The sequence below is a fragment of the Bradyrhizobium sp. CCBAU 53415 genome, from assembly GCF_028128735.1.
Lineage (GTDB): Bacteria > Pseudomonadota > Alphaproteobacteria > Rhizobiales > Xanthobacteraceae > Bradyrhizobium.
The window spans coordinates 606,487-623,126 of record NZ_LBJF01000001.1; the positions used below are offsets into that span (position 1 = coordinate 606,487).

Genomic DNA, 16,640 nt, shown 5'->3' on the forward strand with positions numbered 1-16,640 from the left:
GATGCGCGTTTTGGTGACCGGGGGAGCGGGATTTATCGGCTCTGCAGTGTGCCGCAGCCTGGTGCTGCAGAAGGGCGCTACAGTGATCAATGTCGATAAGCTGACCTATGCGGCCAACCCAGCCTCGTTGGCGCCCATCGAGGGGCTAAAGTCCTATTTGTTCGAGCAGCAGGATATCTGCGATCGCGAAGCCATGGATTTCGTGTTCAGCAGCTACCAGCCTGACGCGGTCGTTCACCTCGCAGCCGAGAGTCACGTCGACCGCTCGATCACCGGTCCGGCGGCTTTCATTGCGACGAACATCGTGGGCACCTACACGCTGTTGGAAGCAGCCAGGAAATACTACGACGGCCTCTCGCCGCCGCGACGAAAGCGGTTTCGCTTCATTCACGTGTCGACGGACGAGGTCTACGGTTCACTCGGGCCCGCCGACTACTTCCGGGAGGAAACGCCTTACCGGCCGAGCTCGCCCTACTCGGCAAGCAAGGCAGCCTCAGATCATCTCGCGCTTGCATGGTTCAAGACCTATGGTCTGCCGGTAATGGTGTCGAATTGCTCGAACAACTACGGGCCGTTTCAGTTTCCGGAAAAACTCATCCCTTTGACGATCCTCAATGCGCTCGAGCGCAGGCCGCTGCCGGTGTACGGCGACGGTCGAAACGTACGCGACTGGCTGCATGTTGAAGATCATGCGGCAGGTCTGATCACGCTTCTGTTGGAAGGCAAGCCCGGCGAAAAGTACAATTTCGGCGGCGATAGCGAACGCTCCAACCTCGACGTCGTCACCCAGATCTGCGACGTCGTCGACAGGCTGTATCCCGGTCCGGCAGCGAGACGTTCGATGATTACTTTCGTGCCAGATCGTCCGGGACACGACATCCGCTACGCGATTGACGCATCGAAGGCTCGTCGTGAGCTTGGCTGGCAGCCCACGAGGACGTTCGAGCAGGGGCTGGCCGAAACCGTCGCATGGTATCTCAAGAGCCGCTCGTGGTGGGAGCATGCCCGCAGCGGGATCTATGACGGCTCGCGTCTGGGGCTCCTTGCTACACAACATTGAGGCTGCAAATGACCGAAAGGCCCGTTTTGATTGCTGGTCGCAATGGTCAGTTGGCAAGGTGTCTTCATGACCTCGCAGTGCTGCACAGCATGCCCGTGGTCGCGCTTGGACGCGGCGAATTCAATCTGGAGGCTCATGGGGAACTCCGCCGAACCATCGATCCGCTCGCACCGTCGTTGATAATCAACGCGGCCGCTTACACGGCGGTGGACCTGGCAGAATCGGAAGCAGCAAGAGCGTTCAACATCAATCGCGACGCCGCGGCTGCGTTGGCCGATGTGGCATGGCAAATGAATATACCGTTCATCCACATCTCAACCGACTATGTCTTCGACGGCACAAAGTCGGAGGCCTACGAGGAGAGCGACGTTCCTGCGCCATTGAATGTGTACGGCGCGTCGAAGTTGGCCGGCGAGGCTGCCGTTCTGGCCGCTCACCCGCTCGCAACCGTAATTCGCACGTCCTGGGTATATAGTCCCTATGGCAACAACTTCGTTCGGACGATGCTGCGGCTCCGTGAAGCGCAACCGATCGTCAGAGTCGTCCAGGATCAATACGGAAATCCAACATCCGCGCTCGACCTTGCGTCGGCGATCCTTCAGCTCTCGGGACGGCTGCTGACCCACGATCGTAGAGCCATGGCCGGCATTTTTCATCTTGCTGGACAAGGTGAGACGACCTGGCATGGCTTCGCCGAAGCGATTTTCGACTTGCTCGCTCATCGAGGATTCCGAGTGCCGCAGCTCGAGGCAATCACGAGCGAACAATACCAGACGGCCGCGCGACGGCCGCGGAATTCGCGCCTCGATTCGTCCAGGGCCGAACGCGTCCTGGGCATTCGATTGCCGTCATGGCGTTGCTCTCTCGAAACCTGTCTCGACCAACTCGCGGAAGGTGGAATCGATGCTGAAAGGAATAGTGCTGGCTGGCGGCAGCGGAACTCGACTGTATCCAATCACGAGAGCGGTCAGCAAGCAGCTACTGCCCATCTATGACAAGCCGATGATCTACTATCCGTTGTCAACGCTGATGTTGGCAGGCGTGCGCGAGATTCTGATCATAACCACGCCTTCCGATCGGTGTCAGTTCGAGCGCTTGCTGGGGGATGGCAGTCAATGGGGGGTCAGGCTCAGCTATGCGGAGCAGCCCCGACCCGCTGGTCTTGCGGATGCGTTCATTGTTGGCGCCGACTTCATCGGGAACGATCGCGTTGCGATGGTGCTCGGAGACAACATCTTCTTTGGCGACGGCCTGAGCGAACTGCTCGCAAGGGCCGCCGAGCGTGAGGAAGGTGCAACCGTCTTCGCCTACCATGTACGAGACCCGGAGAGGTACGGAGTCGTCACGTTCGACGAGGGCGATAGCCCACTGCGAATCGAGGAAAAGCCGAGGCAGCCGAGCTCGAACTGGGCGATCACAGGCCTCTATTTCTTCGACAACAACGTCGTACGTTATGCGCGGCGCATCGAGCCGTCGCCGCGCGGCGAACTCGAGATCACCGATCTGCAGATGCGGTATCTGTCCGCCAAGGCGCTTCATGTCGAGCGGATGGGGCGGGGTTTCGCCTGGCTGGATACCGGGACAGTGGAGTCGCTCATCGATGCGGCGATGTTCGTGCAGACGCTCGAGAAGCGTCAGGGGATGAAGGTTGCGTGTCTCGAGGAAATTGCGTTGAGGCAGGGCTTCATCGACCGTGACCAGATCGAAGAGTTGGCGCGGCCGCTGGAGAAGAGTGGCTACGGCCAGTATTTGCGCGAGATCGGGTCTCTCGTGACTTGAGCACCGGGCTGAATCGTCCGCAGACGTCGAAACGAGTTAACTCATGGTTATTCGATGAACATCAGCCCTATCAAGAGCGGGACCTTGATGCCCGATTTTTCGCAGAATTCCCCGCTGGTGCGCTATGCGCTCAGGGGATTGGAGCGGTGCTGGCTACCTGAACACGGCTGCTGGTCACATATCTACCATCTGGACGGACGGGCTTCGCCAAACGAGTCCTTGCGGCGCAGCGATGTGTTCTACACGCTCAACGTTCTGCTCGGAATGTCGAGGATCAGGGACGTTCCCGGGGGCATCAATCTATCGGAAACATTCCATCGGAATGCGGACGAGCTCACGGCCCTCTCGGTACCAAAATATGCACTGGGAATGGCACTTTGGGCTTCCGCAGAACTCGGGTTCGAGCTACCCGAGCAGGTGAGGCGCCAAGTGAAGGCGCTCTTGAGCGATCAGTCGGGATGGGAGTCGTTTCGGGCCCAGGATTTGGGTATGCTGTTGACGGGCGTGGTGGCTCAGGCGAGGGCCGGCGACAAGGAGTGGGTGCGTTTTGCCGCTCCGCTGTATCGCTTTCTCGAGGAGCGATTCTCCAGCGGATCAGGGCTGTTCTTCGATGCAGCATCGGGATTTCGGCGGCGCTTCGCTTCGTTCGCAACGCAAATCTATCTCTCAATTGCGTGCTATCACTATGGCGAGTTCGCAGGCGAGGCATCCGCGCTCGCCAACGCGGATGCCTGCGTGCGCAAGTTGATTGCGCTTCAAGGGCCCGACGGCGAGTGGCCCTGGTTTTTCGATGCGGCCGCGGGCCGCGTGCTCGATTTCTATGAAGTCTACTCGGTGCACCAGTACGGCATGGCTCCGGCGCTGCTGGAGTGGGCGGAGCGCTATCGAGTTCCAGGGGCGCGGAATGCCTTGATCAAGGGATTCAATTGGGTCCTGGGCAAGAACCAGCTTCGTCGCTCGATGCTGGTGCCCGATCTCGGGCTGTCCATCCGCTCTCAGATTCGAAAGCAGGAGCTGACGACGAGAGTGCCGAGGATGCTGCGTGCAATCAAGAACGCCTACTCCGGACGCGACGCCGTACTAATCGAAAGTTCCGGCGTTGGACTTCGGCTGGAATGCCGTAGCTACGAACTGGGTTGGATATTGTGGTCGTTTGGCCAGCGAGCTGACCTGCTCGAACTGACCCACAACGCGGCCTTTGGCAAGATACCCGTACCGGCCTGACGCTGCGGGCACGAATGTCGTGCTAGCGATTCCAGGCGACGGCTCGCCGATTGCGCAGCAACGACAGCATCGTGATAGCCCGATGCATTCTTACGGCGCACATGACCGCAATCGCCTTGGTCCGGGTTCCGATACCGGAGAGCCGGTCGCTGGCCAAGATCGTGATGATGCCCGGAGCGGGCGAAGCCAGGACAAGCAGGGTCTGCGCAATCCAGCGCAATCTCCATGCCGGCTTGCCGTCGGCCATGTTGCGGTAGTGCAGGAGCTGCCGGTCCCACTTGACATATAGCTCCCGGAGAGAGCTCCTTGCCGGGTGGAAGACGATCATTTCCGGGATGTACCGAAATCGAAGCCCGGCACGCTGCGCGCGTTGTCCCCACTCCATGTCCTCCGCCACGTCGATCCCTGCGAACGGGCCGACGGAATGGAAATCCCGACGAAACATCGCCATGTTGCCCGTGCCGCAATAGCCGTCGCGCTCGATATAGAGCTTGAAGCGATAGGCGAAGACGCTCTCGTAGGCCGCGATGGCGTCCAGGTGTGGCTTTGCGTCCCGCCAGATGCGGACGTCTCCACCGAGCACTGTCCCCGGCGGGAGCGAATGCAGTGAGCGCCATACGCTGCTCAGCCAATCCGGATGTGCCCTGCAATCGGCGTCGATGAAGGCGAGCACCTCGCCGCTCCCGGCAGCAACGCCGGTGTTGCGCGCCGGGCCCGGCCCGGGCCGCGCCTCGCGCAACAGTCGTACGCCCGGATATTGAGCGACGACGTCGGTCGGCAAGGTTACGGAGCCGTTGTCAACGACAACGATCTCGAACCAATCCCGGGGAATGCTCTGCGCATCGAGACTCGCCAGGCAAGTCTTCAGTGCGCCGGGTTGATTTAAATGTGGAACAACGACCGAGATCCGTGTGCGTTTAATCGTCATTTAATTCTCTCCGTCGTCGGTGGCTGCGCTTCGGCGGTCGACGCGCGCCGTCTGCCCGGTATTTAAGCCACAATATAATATCAATATAACTTGCAAATAAAATCGCGGGCATTATTATCTAGATATTATTTAAGTTCAATTGGAAGGCGATATTTCGCCGAAGGCGAATTTCGGCCGGGGGAGGAACCCATGCGTGCCTACTTTCTAGGGTGCCCCATCGATATCTTGACCATGGCAGAAACCGTCGACCTCGCGCGCAAGGCCATGCGCAACCGTCAACGTCTGCAGCATGTGGCCCTGAACGTCGCGAAGCTCGTCAACATGCGCTCCGATCCGGTGCTTGCCGCCGATGTCGCCAGCAGCGACATCGTCGGAATCGACGGCATGGGTATCCTTTGGGGAGCGCGAGCGCTCGGTCTCCCGGCAACGTCGCGAGTGACCGGCGTGGATCTACTCGGCGAACTGCTCAAAGTGTGCGCGCAAGAGGGCTTCCGACCGTATTTTCTTGGAGCCACACCCGCCGTCGTGCAACAGGCGGCGCAGCGTGTCCGGGACGAGCATCCCTCGCTTGTCTTTGCCGGGATCAAGCACGGGTATTTTTCCAGCGAGCAGGAGAACGAGGTCGTCCGCGATATTCGGTCCAGTGGCGCCGATTGCCTGTTCATCGGCATGCCCACGCCGCGGAAGGAACGCTTTCTTGCGGCTCACCGCGACGAGCTCGGCGTCCCGTTCATCATGGGCGTGGGTGGCGGGTTTGACGTTCTCGCGGGCTCGGTCCTGCGAGCTCCCATTCGCATGCAGCAATTCGGCCTCGAATGGCTGTATCGCATCTATCAGGAGCCCAGACGGATGTGGTGGCGGTATGCCAGGACGAACACGCTATTTGCGGGAATCTTGACGCAAGCCTTCGCGCGGCAGGCGTTTCGACGGGCGCCCGGCATGTACAGTGTGCTGCCCCCCGGGGCACGCCGGATCGGAGGGTGAGACGTGCGAAAGCATTTTCTCATCCTGTTGGGAACCAGGCCTGAAGCGATCAAGCTGTTTCCGGTGATCAATCGGCTCAAGGCGGAAGCGAACAAGGACATCGCCCTCACGGTCTGCGCGACAGCGCAGCATAGGGAGCTGCTCGACCAGGTTCTCAAGGTGGCCAAGGTGGTCCCGGATTTCGATCTCGACGTCATGACGGTGAATCAGACGCTCGATAATCTGACCGGCCGGCTATTGGCGCAGATCGGAGAAGTTCTGGAGAGGGTGAAGCCCACCAGAGTGATTGTCCAGGGTGACACTGCGACGGCCATGGCAGGTGCGCTGGCGTCGTACTATCACCGCATCCCGGTCTCGCACGTCGAGGCGGGACTGCGAAGTGGAGATATCTTCGCGCCCTGGCCGGAGGAGGTGAACCGCAAGATTGTCGGCTCGATCGCCGATCAGCATTTCGCGCCGACCGAGCGGGCGGCGAGAGCGCTGCGGGCGGAGAACGTCTCCAAGGATCGCATTCACGTTACTGGAAATACTGTCGTCGACGCGCTGATCCTCGCGAAGGCCATGGTCGAAGCCGATCCGCAGCTCTCGTCCCGATGGGACGGAATCAAGAAGCGCCACGGCAACCGCCGCATCATCCTGGTCACTTGCCATCGCCGCGAGAATTTCGGCGGGGGAGTTTTCAACGTCGTCAATGCACTCGAGACGATCTTGAGCAGGGAGGACGTTGCCGTCGTACTTCCGGTTCATCCGAACCCGAACGTTCGCGACGTGTTTGCGAGCCGGCTCGCCGATCATCCGCGCGTCGCACTCATTTCTCCCCAGGAGTACACCGATTTCGTCAGCCTTCTGTCGCTATCATATCTGGTGCTGACCGACTCGGGAGGCGTGCAAGAGGAGGCGCCGACGTTCGGAAAGCCTGTCCTCGTGATGCGCGAGACGACGGAGCGTCCAGAGGGCGTCGAAGCCGGGACCGCACGACTGGTCGGAGCGAACTACGACAGGATCGTCCACGAAACATTTCGTCTTCTTGACGACGATGAGACTTATTCGGCTATGGCTCGCTCCCACAATCCCTTCGGTGACGGGCGGGCGAGCGAGCGGATCGTGAAGGTGCTTCTTGATGCCTGAATTCCAGAAAGTGACCGTCGTCGGACTTGGCTATATCGGTTTGCCGACGGCCGCGCTGATAGCCAGCCGCGGCCTCCAGGTGGTCGGGGTAGACACAAAGGACTATGTGGTCAGGACGGTCGGCTCGGGAGCCATTCACATCTCAGAGCCAGACCTCGATGGTCTCGTTTCCAAAGTGGTGTCGAGCGGGGCGTTGACGACATCAAGTGAACCGCAACCCGCCGACGTCTTCATCATCGCGGTGCCCACACCGATTGACGAAAGCAACCGTCCGGATCTGTCGAACGTGAATGCCGCGGTCGAGACCATACTGAATCTGCTTCAACCGGGTAACCTCGTCATTCTCGAATCGACCTCGCCCATCGGAACCACTGAAGGAATCGCCAGGCGGATCAGCGAACACAGGCCCGATCTGAGAATTGGCGTCAACGGTCATGAGGATGGTGCCGTCTACGTCGCCTATTGTCCGGAGCGCGTGTTGCCCGGGCGGATCTTGAGTGAACTCATCAACAATGACCGATGCATCGGGGGAGTGACTCCTGCCTGCACCCGGCGGGCTCAGCGCTTCTACAAGATGTTCGTTCGGGGCGCTTGCGTCGCAACCACCGCGCGCACGGCCGAGTTGGTCAAGCTCACGGAGAACGCGTTCCGGGACACCAACATTGCATTTGCCAATGAGCTCTCGTTGATCTGCGACAGGTTCGACATCAATGTCTGGGAGGTCATCGATATCGCCAACCGTCATCCGCGCGTGACCGTGTTGCGGCCGGGACCAGGTGTGGGCGGTCATTGCATCGCCGTCGATCCGTGGTTCATTATCGACTCGGCGCCGGACCTGGCGCGCCTCATGCGGGCGAGCCGCGAGGTCAACATTGCAAAGACGGAAAGCATTATTGAACGCGCCGAGGCCCTGATCGACGATCATCCTTACGCCAGCGTGGCTTGCTGCGGGCTGACATTCAAGGCGAATGTCGACGATCTGCGCGAAAGCCCTGCGATGGAGATCGCACTGCACCTCGCGAAGAAGTACGGGGAGCGTATCAAGTTCGTCGAGCCGAATCTGCGGCGGTTGCCGCCGGAACTTGCCGACTACCGGCCCGGCTTCTTGAACATAGACGAAGCGCTGCGCACGTGCGAGATCGCCCTTCTCCTGGTCGATCACGACGAATTCAAGATGGTTCCGCTGGCCGAACGCCGTCATCTCGATGTCATCGACACTCGGGGGATATGGCAAGATATGCCTGCGCGGACGTGAAGCTGCCGACCCTCCAGAAGCGAGGTTGCCGATTTGATACCTTTCCTGGACTTGAAGGCGAAAGCCCAGACGGTGGGATCGCAAATCGACGTTGCGACCGCGCGTGCCATCCGGCACGAGCAGCCTGCATCGGGGCCCGAAGCAGGCGCTTTCGAGCAACGCTTTGCGATCGCGGCATTTCAGGATGTGATGCCTCGACATGGCCGATTAGCCTAGAACCAGGAGAGCGGTCATGATGGATCTCAAGGGCAAGCGCGTTCTCGTTACCGGAGGTGCCGGATTCATCGGGTCGCATATCGTCGACTTGCTTTGCGACGAAGGCTGCATCGAGATCGTCGCGCTCGACAATATGATGACCGGCCGACCGGAGAATCTCAGGAAGTCGCTCAACCGAGGACCGGTACGATTGGTCCGCGGCGACTTGCGCGACACCAAGTTGGTGGAAGCTCTGGTAAAGGGAGCCAACATCATCTTTCACCACGCCGCACCGTGCAGTGACCATTGTTTGGCCGAACCGCGTCTTGCCATGGAAGTCATGGTGAACGGAACCTTCGAACTGCTCGAACTTTGCGTGAAGTATGACGTCGAGAAGTTCGTCGCCGCGTCTTCGGCTTCGGTTTACGGCGCGGCGGAGGAGTTTCCGACAACGGAGCATCAGAGCCCCTATGGAAACCGTACGGTCTGTGGAACGGCGAAGCTCTGCAATGAAGGCTTGCTCCGCGCCTATAACGATATGTACGGGCTCGATTATATCGCTTTGAGATACTTTGACGTGTATGGCAGCCGAATGGACGTACACGATCGATATGCCGAGATGTTGATCCGCTGGATGGAGGAAGTAGAGGCTGGAACGCCGCCGGTGATAGTTGCGCATGACCAGCAGACCTTGGACTTGGTTCATGTCCGCGACGCGGCACGCGCAACCATCCTTGCTGCGAGGGCAAAGGTCAGTGACGAGGTGTTCAACGTGGGGAGCGGCATCGAAACAAGCCTTGTGCAGCTCGCTTCGGCCCTGGCTTCCGTGATGGGTCACAACGGCGTGCTCCCGCACATCGCGCCCGAGCACTCGATCAACCCTGTCCCGCGCCGAGTGGCGTCGACAGGCAAGGCGGAACGTCTGCTGGGTTTCCAAGCCACAGTGCCGCTCGAGCTCGGACTGACGGAGTTCGTGAAATGGTGGCGCTCCGAACGAGGACTTGCGAGCACGCGGCAACGACAGGCTCTGGCTTCATGACTTCCCTTTCTGGGCCGCAAGCTCCCGCGAAGAAGCGGAAGCTGTACGAGCGGCCATCCCGGCACCGTACTTTGCGTGCTCGAGGCGGTCCTTCGATAGGACGAGGCGCCGGAATCGAGAGAACGCTGCCGAAACACGGAAGCCGGGCAATGTTTCGTCCATGAAACTGAGTGCGATGGAGAATGGCAATGCGAGTTCTTGTAACAGGTCATCTTGGCTACATCGGCACGGTCTTGACGCCGATGCTGGTGAATGCCGGTCACGAGGTGACTGGAATGGACAGCGATATCTACTCGCGGTGCACATACGCCGCCGGCGGTAGCATTCTCGAGGTCCCGACCATCCGGAAGGACGTCAGAGACGCGGAGGTTGCGGATCTCGTTGGCTTCGACGCAGTGCTGCATCTCGCCGCGCTCTCCAACGATCCGCTCGGCAATCTGAGGCCGGAACTGACGGATGAGATCAATCATCGCGCAAGCGTTCGGATAGCCTCGATTGCGAAACACGCCGGCGTGGGTCGCTTCGTGTTTGCCTCGTCCTGCAGCAACTATGGAAAAGCCGGCGAGGAAATGATCGATGAGACAGCCCCGCTCAATCCGGTGACGGCCTACGGAGAATCCAAGGTTGCCTCCGAACGCGATATTTCGGCGTTGGCCGGCGGCGGGTTTTGCCCGGTGTATCTGAGGCCGGCGACGGCATACGGAGTCTCGCCGCGGCTGCGCTTCGACATTGTCCTGAACAACCTGGTCGCATGGGCGTTCACGACAGGACGAATTCACCTCAAATCGGATGGCTCGCCCTGGCGGCCGATCGTCCACATCGAGGACATTTCTCGAGCTTTCATTGCCGCACTGGAGGCGCCAGCCGAATCCGTTTTCAATGAGGCATTCAATGTCGGCCAGACTGCTCACAATTATCGAATTCGGGATCTTGCCGAGATCGTCGCGAGTGTGGTGCCGAATTCCACGGTGGAGTTTGCGAAGGATGCGAGTCCAGATGAGCGATCCTACCGAGTGAGCTTCGAAAAGATCCGGCGCGAGCTGCCGGGATTCCAGCCGCGCTGGGACGCGCGAATGGGCGCCGAGCAGCTCTACAGGGTCTATCGTTCGTCAAAGCTGACATTGGAGGAGTTCGAAGGGCCGCGATATCAACGGATCGGCCATATTCGGAAGCTGCTGGCGGAGAGAATTCTCGGTGGCGACCTGCGCCAATCGAGACTGCAGCTTGCAGCGGTGTCGTGAGCGGCCGGCTCCCTGGCGGCGAAAAGCCGGTGAGCGGGGAATCGGCGCGCTCATGCTGCGGTTGAGCTCTGCGTTTCGCTGAGGCAGGCGCCGCGCTGGCTGGCCGGATTCGGGCCGAGCTTCGGCAAGCGCGGCGGGCCCCGGAGTGCTGCGGCTCGCAACCGGCCACTTCATGGCAGGAATTGTGGGCCGACTGACCGACGCGCGCTCACAAATCCCCTGGTGCGAATATTTCGGGGGCGCGCGCCTGCTCGATCTTCGGGGCTGCTCCAGAGATGTTGCCGCTTTCATGCCTGAGCATACCTGCTCGGCACATTGAACTGCCTGGGATCAAGCTGGGAAGACGCGCAATGGCTTGGATGCAGCCGCCGATCGCGTCAGGCGAGGCGGGCGCAATGAACATTAAAGCATGATCCGGAAAAGTGTGAAGCGGTTTTCCGAAAAGATCATGCTCAAACAAAGACCTAAAGCGCGACGACGATTCACCCAAATCTCATCGCGCTTTCGTGGAGAGACCTGGTCGCTCGGGATCAACGCGTAGGGCGGGCGCGCGGACCTCCTCGCGGTGCGTACGCAGTCCCGCGTGGCACGGCTCGGCGAACGTGGTCGTCATCCAGCTGTTCACGCCGTGAGAGCGAGCGAGGCGTCCCGGGTGATCCGTTGCTCAAGCCAGGTGTGTCCGTTGAAGTGCTTGTATTGTTCTGCACGCAGCTTGTCGGCCACGCGGCCTGGCGGCAGATCCACATCCGCGTAGGTGAGGACTGCATCCTTCTTGACGGCGTGCCGCAACCTGCAACCCTCCACGAGACCTTCAGGCAGGTATTGCATTTGGCTCATTTCCTCGGAGTTCACGGCTTCGCCATAGGTCATGTACATTCCATAGTCATCGAGCACCTCGCCCGCCTCCAAATCACGTTTGGCGACTGCACAGACCTCGACAACCGGACCGGCGATCGGAGGGGCGACCAAATCCTTGAACAGAAACGCACGGGCAATCGAGTTCGGCACTTCGAAATGAACGAGGTGATATGGTGTGAAGAACGAATACAGGGGGCCTTCGCCCATTTTATACAGGTTCAAATACTTCTGTTGCTTTGGATCGGTGTGCTCGGCCAGTACGTAGACCTTGGTCAGCGGTGTGCCGACGAGATAGTCGATGATTCCGCCCAGGGCGCGGACCTCGTCTATGTCGTAGAGTGTGCCGATCTTCATGACGTCGCCGCGATACTCCAGCCCGCGCGACATGCCGCGTGATCTCACCTTGAAGCCAGTGGCATTGGCCACGATCGTTTGCTCGAAGCTGATCTTGGATCCGTCGGCGAAACTGGTCACCATGGCCGGGTTCTGTCCCCATTGCTCGGCAAATCCCTTCTGCGTGGTGGGGTTGCGATACGGATCCTGCAGTCCCTTGATGTTGCCGACAACGCGCGGGATCAGGCCGAGCCCCTTAACCCATCGAACCAGGTTCATCTGCACGCCGGGCTCGTCGCCATCGCATGCGGACAGGAAGCCGCCGTACTTCCTTGCATAGACCTGCAGGATCGGTCCGATCGTAGCGTCGATCTCCGCGTTCATGAGGACGACGGTTTTCTGGTGCTTGAAGGCCTCCAGCGCGACCTGGGCCCCGAGCTCAACCGATCCGGTCACGTCGACGATCACGTCGATCAGATCCGATCTGGCGAGCAGAAACGCGTCCTCGGTGACCGCCGGAACGCCGGCGGCAATGGCTCTGTCGAGCCGCCCCTGGCTGTCCGCGTCAACCACGCCGGTCTGGCCGGAATAGCCGAACACGTCATGTCCGCGCCGAGGCTTTCGGCTGTAGATGGCTACCACCCGCATTCCGGGAACACTGTTGTTGATCTGATTGGTGAGCCCTTGAGCCATGAAGCCCGAGCCGAGCAGGCCGACACGGATCGGCTTTCCGGCTGCATGACGGGCTTGCAGTGCGTGATCGACAAGTATCATCGTGGCGTCTTTCAACTGGAGGGGATCGGTAGACGGCTGCGAGCAGCGCGCTGTCGGCGTCAACCTTCGATGCCGGCGAGCTCCATCCGCCCTTTCAGTTCGGGTTCGACCTCGTTGAGCAAGCGGAAGTGCTGATCCTTCTCCGAAATCACGGAAACCGGAAGCGGCCAGGTCAAGCCAAGCTTGGGATCATTGTACATCAGCCCGCTCTCCGCCTCGGGAGCATAGAACTCACCCACCTGGTAGCTGGTATCGGTGTTGTCGACGAGAGTCTGATAACCGTGAGCAAAACGTTCCGGCACGTAGAGTGCCCGCTGATTAGTCTCGTTCAGTTCGACGGCGACATGTTGCAGGTAGGTCGGGCTTTCCGGTCGCAGGTCGACGATGATGTCGACGATCGCGCCCCGCGTGCAACGAACCAGCTTCGTCTCCGCGGCCGGTGGAAACTGAAAGTGCATGCCGCGCAGGGTTCCGCGCCGGACATTTGACGCGATATTCGCCTGCGCAATGACTGGATTGAGGCCGAGGGCCCTGAACTCTCGCTGGCAAAAAGCTCGCGCAAAAAAGCCGCGCGAATCCTCCCGGCGTTCAATATCGATAATGTAGGCTCCTTTAAGCCTGGTTTCGGTTATAATCACCCGGGTTCCTCCATAATCGTGCCGCCGGCGTTCGAATGTGCTGCAATATCAGCAATGATAGCGTGCAAGAGAATAAATTCAAAACGGTTTTAAAAAAATCATTGATTAATAATACCCGCAATATAAAATGCGCGCTATTGAATATTTTGATTTATGTATTTAAACCGCGAGACTTGTAGTAGCCGCTTTAGGCGATCTGTGGCGACCGAAACGGTCGGCCGGAAAGATGGGAAGCGCTGGCCATGAAGGTTGTCTTGTTCTGTGGGGGACTCGGAACCCGCATCCGGGAATATTCTGAAAGCATTCCGAAGCCCATGGTGCCCGTCGGCCAACACCCGATGTTGTGGCATGTCATGCAATATTACAGTCAGTATGGTCACCGCGATTTCGTACTGTGTCTCGGGTACAAGGCCAATGCGATCAAGGAGTATTTCCTGAACTCGGATCGCTGGGCTCACAGCGATTGCGTCGTTTCCAACTTCGGCAGGAAGGTCGAGGTCATCGGCGAGCAGCCGCCGGACTGGCAGGTGGCGCTGGTCGACACCGGCATTTGGCGAAACATCGGTCAGCGTTTGATGGCGGTGCGCCCGCTCGTCGAGAACGAGGACATCTTTCTCGCGAACTACAGTGATGGTCTGACCGACGCGCCGTTGCCCGAAATAATCGAGCGGTTCAAGAGGAGCAAGATGGTCGGATGCTTCGTTGCCGTGCATCCGCCGTTCAATTTTCACCTTGCTGAATTCAACGGCGGAGACGCCGTCAAGCGCCTGCGGTCCAGTCAGCAGTCCGAGATCTGGATCAACGGGGGCTACTTCATTTTCCGGAAGGAGATCTTCGACTACATACGTGAGGGCGAGGAGCTCGTACTGGAGCCGTTCAATCGCCTGATCGAAGCTGGAAAGCTCATGGCTTACAAGTACGAAGGTTTCTGGCGCGCGATGGATACGCTGCGGGACCGGCAGGTTCTCGAGGAGATGATCGAGCGGGGCGAAATGCCCTGGAAGGTTGTTACCGAAGCGCGCACGCAGGCGGCTTCATGAAAGGACTTCAGCTCGCGACGGCCGGAGAGCGCCTGTCAGTCTTATGTCTGGGCGCACATTCAGATGACATCGAGATTGGTGCAGGAGGAACACTTCTGAGCTTGATGGATCAAGGCATTCGCCTTGATGTTCACTGGTGCGTGCTCAGTGGTGGGAGTGAGCGCGAGCGTGAAGCGAAAGCCTCTGCCGCCGACTTTCTGGCTGCAGGCGCGACTCATCGGATCGAAACTCTGGAGTTTCGCGATGGTTTCTTTCCGGAGCAGGGCGTGCAAATCAAGAACTGGTTCGAAGCGTTGAAGGATCGCGTCAGGCCCGACGTAATCCTCACGCACCGACAGGAGGACGCACATCAGGACCATCGCAAGGTCGCCCATCTAACCTGGAATACATTTCGCGATCATCTCATTCTTGAGTACGAGATTCCGAAGTGGGATGGCGATATGGGAAGGCCTAACTTCTATGTGCCCATCTCCGCGGCTGCAATTCAGCGCAAGATAGATCTGCTCATTTCTCACTTCGGTACCCAGCGCTCCAAACAGTGGTTCGATGCGGAGACCTTTCGCGGCTTGGCGCGTCTCAGGGGAATGGAGTGCAGGGCGCCAGACGGTTACGCAGAGGCTTTTGTGGCGAGAAAGCTTGCACTTGCCTGAATCATCCATTGCCGGGCTGGAGCGTCTGCGGAGATTGAAATGCAGAACTTGAAGGGGATGATCGTTCGTGGTGGCCTGGCTAAGCTCGGCGGCCAAGCAGCGAATTTCGTTCTTCGCCTTGGTTCTATGGCTGTCTTGGCGCGCCTGCTGGATCCGCAGGATTTTGGATTGGTCGCCATGACGGCCGTCGTCACGGGAGTCTTTCAGCTCCTCATGACTGCCGGGCTATCCTCTGCGACGGTGCAAAGCGACAGCATTACGGAGGACCAGATCTCCACACTGTTCTGGATCAACCTGTTGGTCGGAACGATACTCGCGGCGCTTTGCGCAGCGACTGCACCAGCTCTCGTGATATTCTATCACGAGCCCCGATTGCTCTGGCTGACTGTGGCAATGAGCGGGGGATTTGTCTTGACGTCGCTAGCAGTGCAGCATTCTGCGCTTCTGCAGCGTCGGCTGCGGTACACGAGTCTGGCCATCATTGAATTGATTTCGCAACTGGTGAGCGTTGCGGCCGGAATCGGCATGGCGATTGGCGGGCTGGCATATTGGTCCATTCTGGGAATGACGTTGGTTTCGACTGCCGTCTATGCCGTCTGCGTTTGGGTGGCCGGCGGATGGATTCCGGGATTGCCCCGCCGAGCCCCGGGAGTGGGCAGCATGCTGAGATTCGGCGGAATTGTTACGCTGAACAGTCTCGTCGTCTATGTAGCCTACAATTTCGAGAAGCTGCTGCTGGGCCGATACTGGGGGGGCGACGCCCTCGGCATTTATGAGCGGGGCTACCGGCTCGTGAATCTCCCCACCGCAGAGCTCAACGCGGCAATCGGGGGAGTTGCATTTGCCGGATTGTCTCGAATCCAGAACGAGCCCGCGCGGTTGAGGAACTACTTTCTAAAGGGATATACCCTAGTCCTATCAGTCACCTTACCTATCACCATTTTTTGCGCGGTCTTCGTCGAAGATATAGTGGGCTTGCTTCTCGGTCCGAAGTGGACGGAAGTTGCGGTCATCTTCCGGTTTCTGACACCGACTATACTGATCTTCGGCATCATTAACCCGATGGCATGGCTGCTCTATTCGATCGGGCTACAGATGCGGAGCCTGAAGATCGCGCTCGTGATTGCTCCGCTGGTCATCGCGGCCTACATCATCGGATTGCCGTACGGGCCTCGCGGCGTGGCGTTCGCGTATTCGGCGTCAATGACGTTGTGGCTTGTCCCACACATAATTTGGTGCCTGCATGGAACGCAGATCTCTCCACGGGATCTACTCGTGGCGGCGGGCCGTCCGCTGGTCGCCGCCGCAGTGGCAGCGGCGGTCGCTTTCGCAGTCCAGTATTATCTCGACGAATTGAACTCGCATTTCTGGAGGCTTCTGATTGGAGGCGGCGTTATTGCCGCCGTTTATACCTGGGTGCTTTTGTTTTTCATGGGACAGAAGACGCTCTACTTCGGCCTCTTTCGTGAGCTGAAGGGCGGCTATTCCATGAGGTGAGCAGTTTTTGAAGGTGG

General features: G+C 59.3%; 15 protein-coding genes. 12 read left to right on the top strand and 3 right to left on the bottom strand.

Annotation, left to right across the window (positions count from 1 at the left end):
- Position 1: 1 nt before the first annotated feature.
- The 4 genes from rfbB to XH87_RS02820 are packed head-to-tail and all read left to right on the top strand — an operon-like array spanning position 2 to position 4,063.
- Positions 2-1,060, top strand: a complete 1,059-nt coding sequence (rfbB, locus tag XH87_RS02805) for a dTDP-glucose 4,6-dehydratase (protein WP_271586078.1) — start codon at positions 2-4, stop codon at positions 1,058-1,060.
- An 8-nt stretch (positions 1,061-1,068) separates the two neighbouring features.
- On the top strand, positions 1,069-2,055 hold the full coding sequence (gene rfbD, locus XH87_RS02810; RefSeq protein WP_271586079.1) for a dTDP-4-dehydrorhamnose reductase: 987 nt from the start codon (positions 1,069-1,071) through the stop codon (positions 2,053-2,055).
- Positions 1,964-2,839: a glucose-1-phosphate thymidylyltransferase RfbA gene (gene rfbA, locus XH87_RS02815; protein WP_035711037.1), complete on the top strand. Its 876-nt coding sequence runs from the start codon at positions 1,964-1,966 to the stop codon at positions 2,837-2,839. Before rfbD ends, rfbA begins: the two co-directional genes overlap by 92 nt.
- Before the next feature lie 54 nt (positions 2,840-2,893).
- On the top strand, positions 2,894-4,063 hold the full coding sequence (locus tag XH87_RS02820) for a hypothetical protein (protein WP_271586080.1): 1,170 nt from the start codon (positions 2,894-2,896) through the stop codon (positions 4,061-4,063).
- 22 nt (positions 4,064-4,085) lie between these two features.
- Here XH87_RS02820 and XH87_RS02825 read toward each other — a convergent pair whose 3' ends face one another.
- Positions 4,086-4,991 carry a glycosyltransferase gene (locus XH87_RS02825; RefSeq protein WP_271586081.1) on the bottom strand — a complete coding sequence of 302 codons (906 nt, stop codon included), beginning with the start codon at positions 4,989-4,991 and terminating at the stop codon, positions 4,086-4,088.
- Positions 4,992-5,222: 231 nt separating this feature from the next.
- Here XH87_RS02825 and XH87_RS02830 point away from each other — a divergent pair, with 231 nt between their 5' ends.
- The 5 genes from XH87_RS02830 to XH87_RS02850 all read left to right on the top strand — a co-directional run bounded on the left by XH87_RS02830 (position 5,223) and on the right by XH87_RS02850 (position 10,833).
- Complete coding sequence (locus XH87_RS02830) at positions 5,223-5,975, top strand: WecB/TagA/CpsF family glycosyltransferase (protein WP_271586082.1); 753 nt, start codon at positions 5,223-5,225, stop codon at positions 5,973-5,975.
- 3 nt (positions 5,976-5,978) lie between these two features.
- Entirely contained in the window at positions 5,979-7,103 is a 1,125-nt protein-coding gene (wecB, locus tag XH87_RS02835; RefSeq protein WP_271586083.1) for a non-hydrolyzing UDP-N-acetylglucosamine 2-epimerase, read from the top strand.
- Entirely contained in the window at positions 7,096-8,358 is a 1,263-nt protein-coding gene (wecC, locus tag XH87_RS02840; RefSeq protein ID WP_035711047.1) for a UDP-N-acetyl-D-mannosamine dehydrogenase, read from the top strand. Before wecB ends, wecC begins: the two co-directional genes overlap by 8 nt.
- Before the next feature lie 232 nt (positions 8,359-8,590).
- On the top strand, positions 8,591-9,592 hold the full coding sequence (locus XH87_RS02845) for an NAD-dependent epimerase/dehydratase family protein (RefSeq protein ID WP_271586084.1): 1,002 nt from the start codon (positions 8,591-8,593) through the stop codon (positions 9,590-9,592).
- 188 nt (positions 9,593-9,780) lie between these two features.
- Positions 9,781-10,833 carry an NAD-dependent epimerase/dehydratase family protein gene (locus XH87_RS02850; protein ID WP_271586085.1) on the top strand — a complete coding sequence of 351 codons (1,053 nt, stop codon included), beginning with the start codon at positions 9,781-9,783 and terminating at the stop codon, positions 10,831-10,833.
- Between the two features lie 621 nt (positions 10,834-11,454).
- Here the strand turns inward: XH87_RS02850 and XH87_RS02855 are convergent.
- Together XH87_RS02855 and rfbC are read right to left on the bottom strand one after the other, a co-directional pair.
- Positions 11,455-12,798, bottom strand: a complete 1,344-nt coding sequence (locus XH87_RS02855; RefSeq protein WP_271586086.1) for an NAD(P)H-dependent oxidoreductase — start codon at positions 12,796-12,798, stop codon at positions 11,455-11,457.
- A 59-nt stretch (positions 12,799-12,857) separates the two neighbouring features.
- Positions 12,858-13,436: a dTDP-4-dehydrorhamnose 3,5-epimerase gene (gene rfbC, locus XH87_RS02860; protein ID WP_271586087.1), complete on the bottom strand. Its 579-nt coding sequence runs from the start codon at positions 13,434-13,436 to the stop codon at positions 12,858-12,860.
- Positions 13,437-13,678: 242 nt separating this feature from the next.
- Between rfbC and XH87_RS02865 the strand changes: the two genes are divergently transcribed.
- The 3 genes from XH87_RS02865 to XH87_RS02875 are packed head-to-tail and all read left to right on the top strand — an operon-like array spanning position 13,679 to position 16,623.
- Positions 13,679-14,476, top strand: coding sequence for a sugar phosphate nucleotidyltransferase (locus XH87_RS02865; protein WP_271586088.1), 798 nt, complete (start codon positions 13,679-13,681; stop codon positions 14,474-14,476).
- The gene (locus XH87_RS02870) at positions 14,473-15,126 is read left to right on the top strand and encodes a PIG-L deacetylase family protein (protein WP_271586089.1); all 654 of its coding nucleotides are present in this window, start codon (positions 14,473-14,475) and stop codon (positions 15,124-15,126) included. Before XH87_RS02865 ends, XH87_RS02870 begins: the two co-directional genes overlap by 4 nt.
- A gap of 39 nt (positions 15,127-15,165) precedes the next feature.
- Complete coding sequence (locus XH87_RS02875) at positions 15,166-16,623, top strand: lipopolysaccharide biosynthesis protein (RefSeq protein WP_271586090.1); 1,458 nt, start codon at positions 15,166-15,168, stop codon at positions 16,621-16,623.
- The last annotated feature ends 17 nt before the right edge of the window (positions 16,624-16,640 follow it).

What these genes read in the sequence shown, in the direction of transcription:
- XH87_RS02875 (WP_271586090.1), top strand. Translation starts at nt 15,166, where the DNA reads ATGCAGAACTTGAAGGGGATGATCGTTCGTGGTGGCCTGGCTAAGCTC.
- rfbA (WP_035711037.1), top strand. Translation starts at nt 1,964, where the DNA reads ATGCTGAAAGGAATAGTGCTGGCTGGCGGCAGCGGAACTCGACTGTAT.
- XH87_RS02830 (WP_271586082.1), top strand. Translation starts at nt 5,223, where the DNA reads ATGGCAGAAACCGTCGACCTCGCGCGCAAGGCCATGCGCAACCGTCAA.
- XH87_RS02855 (WP_271586086.1), bottom strand. Translation starts at nt 12,798, where the DNA reads ATGATACTTGTCGATCACGCACTGCAAGCCCGTCATGCAGCCGGAAAG.
- XH87_RS02865 (WP_271586088.1), top strand. Translation starts at nt 13,679, where the DNA reads ATGAAGGTTGTCTTGTTCTGTGGGGGACTCGGAACCCGCATCCGGGAA.
- XH87_RS02845 (WP_271586084.1), top strand. Translation starts at nt 8,591, where the DNA reads ATGATGGATCTCAAGGGCAAGCGCGTTCTCGTTACCGGAGGTGCCGGA.
- XH87_RS02825 (WP_271586081.1), bottom strand. Translation starts at nt 4,991, where the DNA reads ATGACGATTAAACGCACACGGATCTCGGTCGTTGTTCCACATTTAAAT.
- XH87_RS02870 (WP_271586089.1), top strand. Translation starts at nt 14,473, where the DNA reads ATGAAAGGACTTCAGCTCGCGACGGCCGGAGAGCGCCTGTCAGTCTTA.
- rfbD (WP_271586079.1), top strand. Translation starts at nt 1,069, where the DNA reads ATGACCGAAAGGCCCGTTTTGATTGCTGGTCGCAATGGTCAGTTGGCA.
- rfbB (WP_271586078.1), top strand. Translation starts at nt 2, where the DNA reads ATGCGCGTTTTGGTGACCGGGGGAGCGGGATTTATCGGCTCTGCAGTG.
- wecC (WP_035711047.1), top strand. Translation starts at nt 7,096, where the DNA reads ATGCCTGAATTCCAGAAAGTGACCGTCGTCGGACTTGGCTATATCGGT.
- XH87_RS02850 (WP_271586085.1), top strand. Translation starts at nt 9,781, where the DNA reads ATGCGAGTTCTTGTAACAGGTCATCTTGGCTACATCGGCACGGTCTTG.
- XH87_RS02820 (WP_271586080.1), top strand. Translation starts at nt 2,894, where the DNA reads ATGAACATCAGCCCTATCAAGAGCGGGACCTTGATGCCCGATTTTTCG.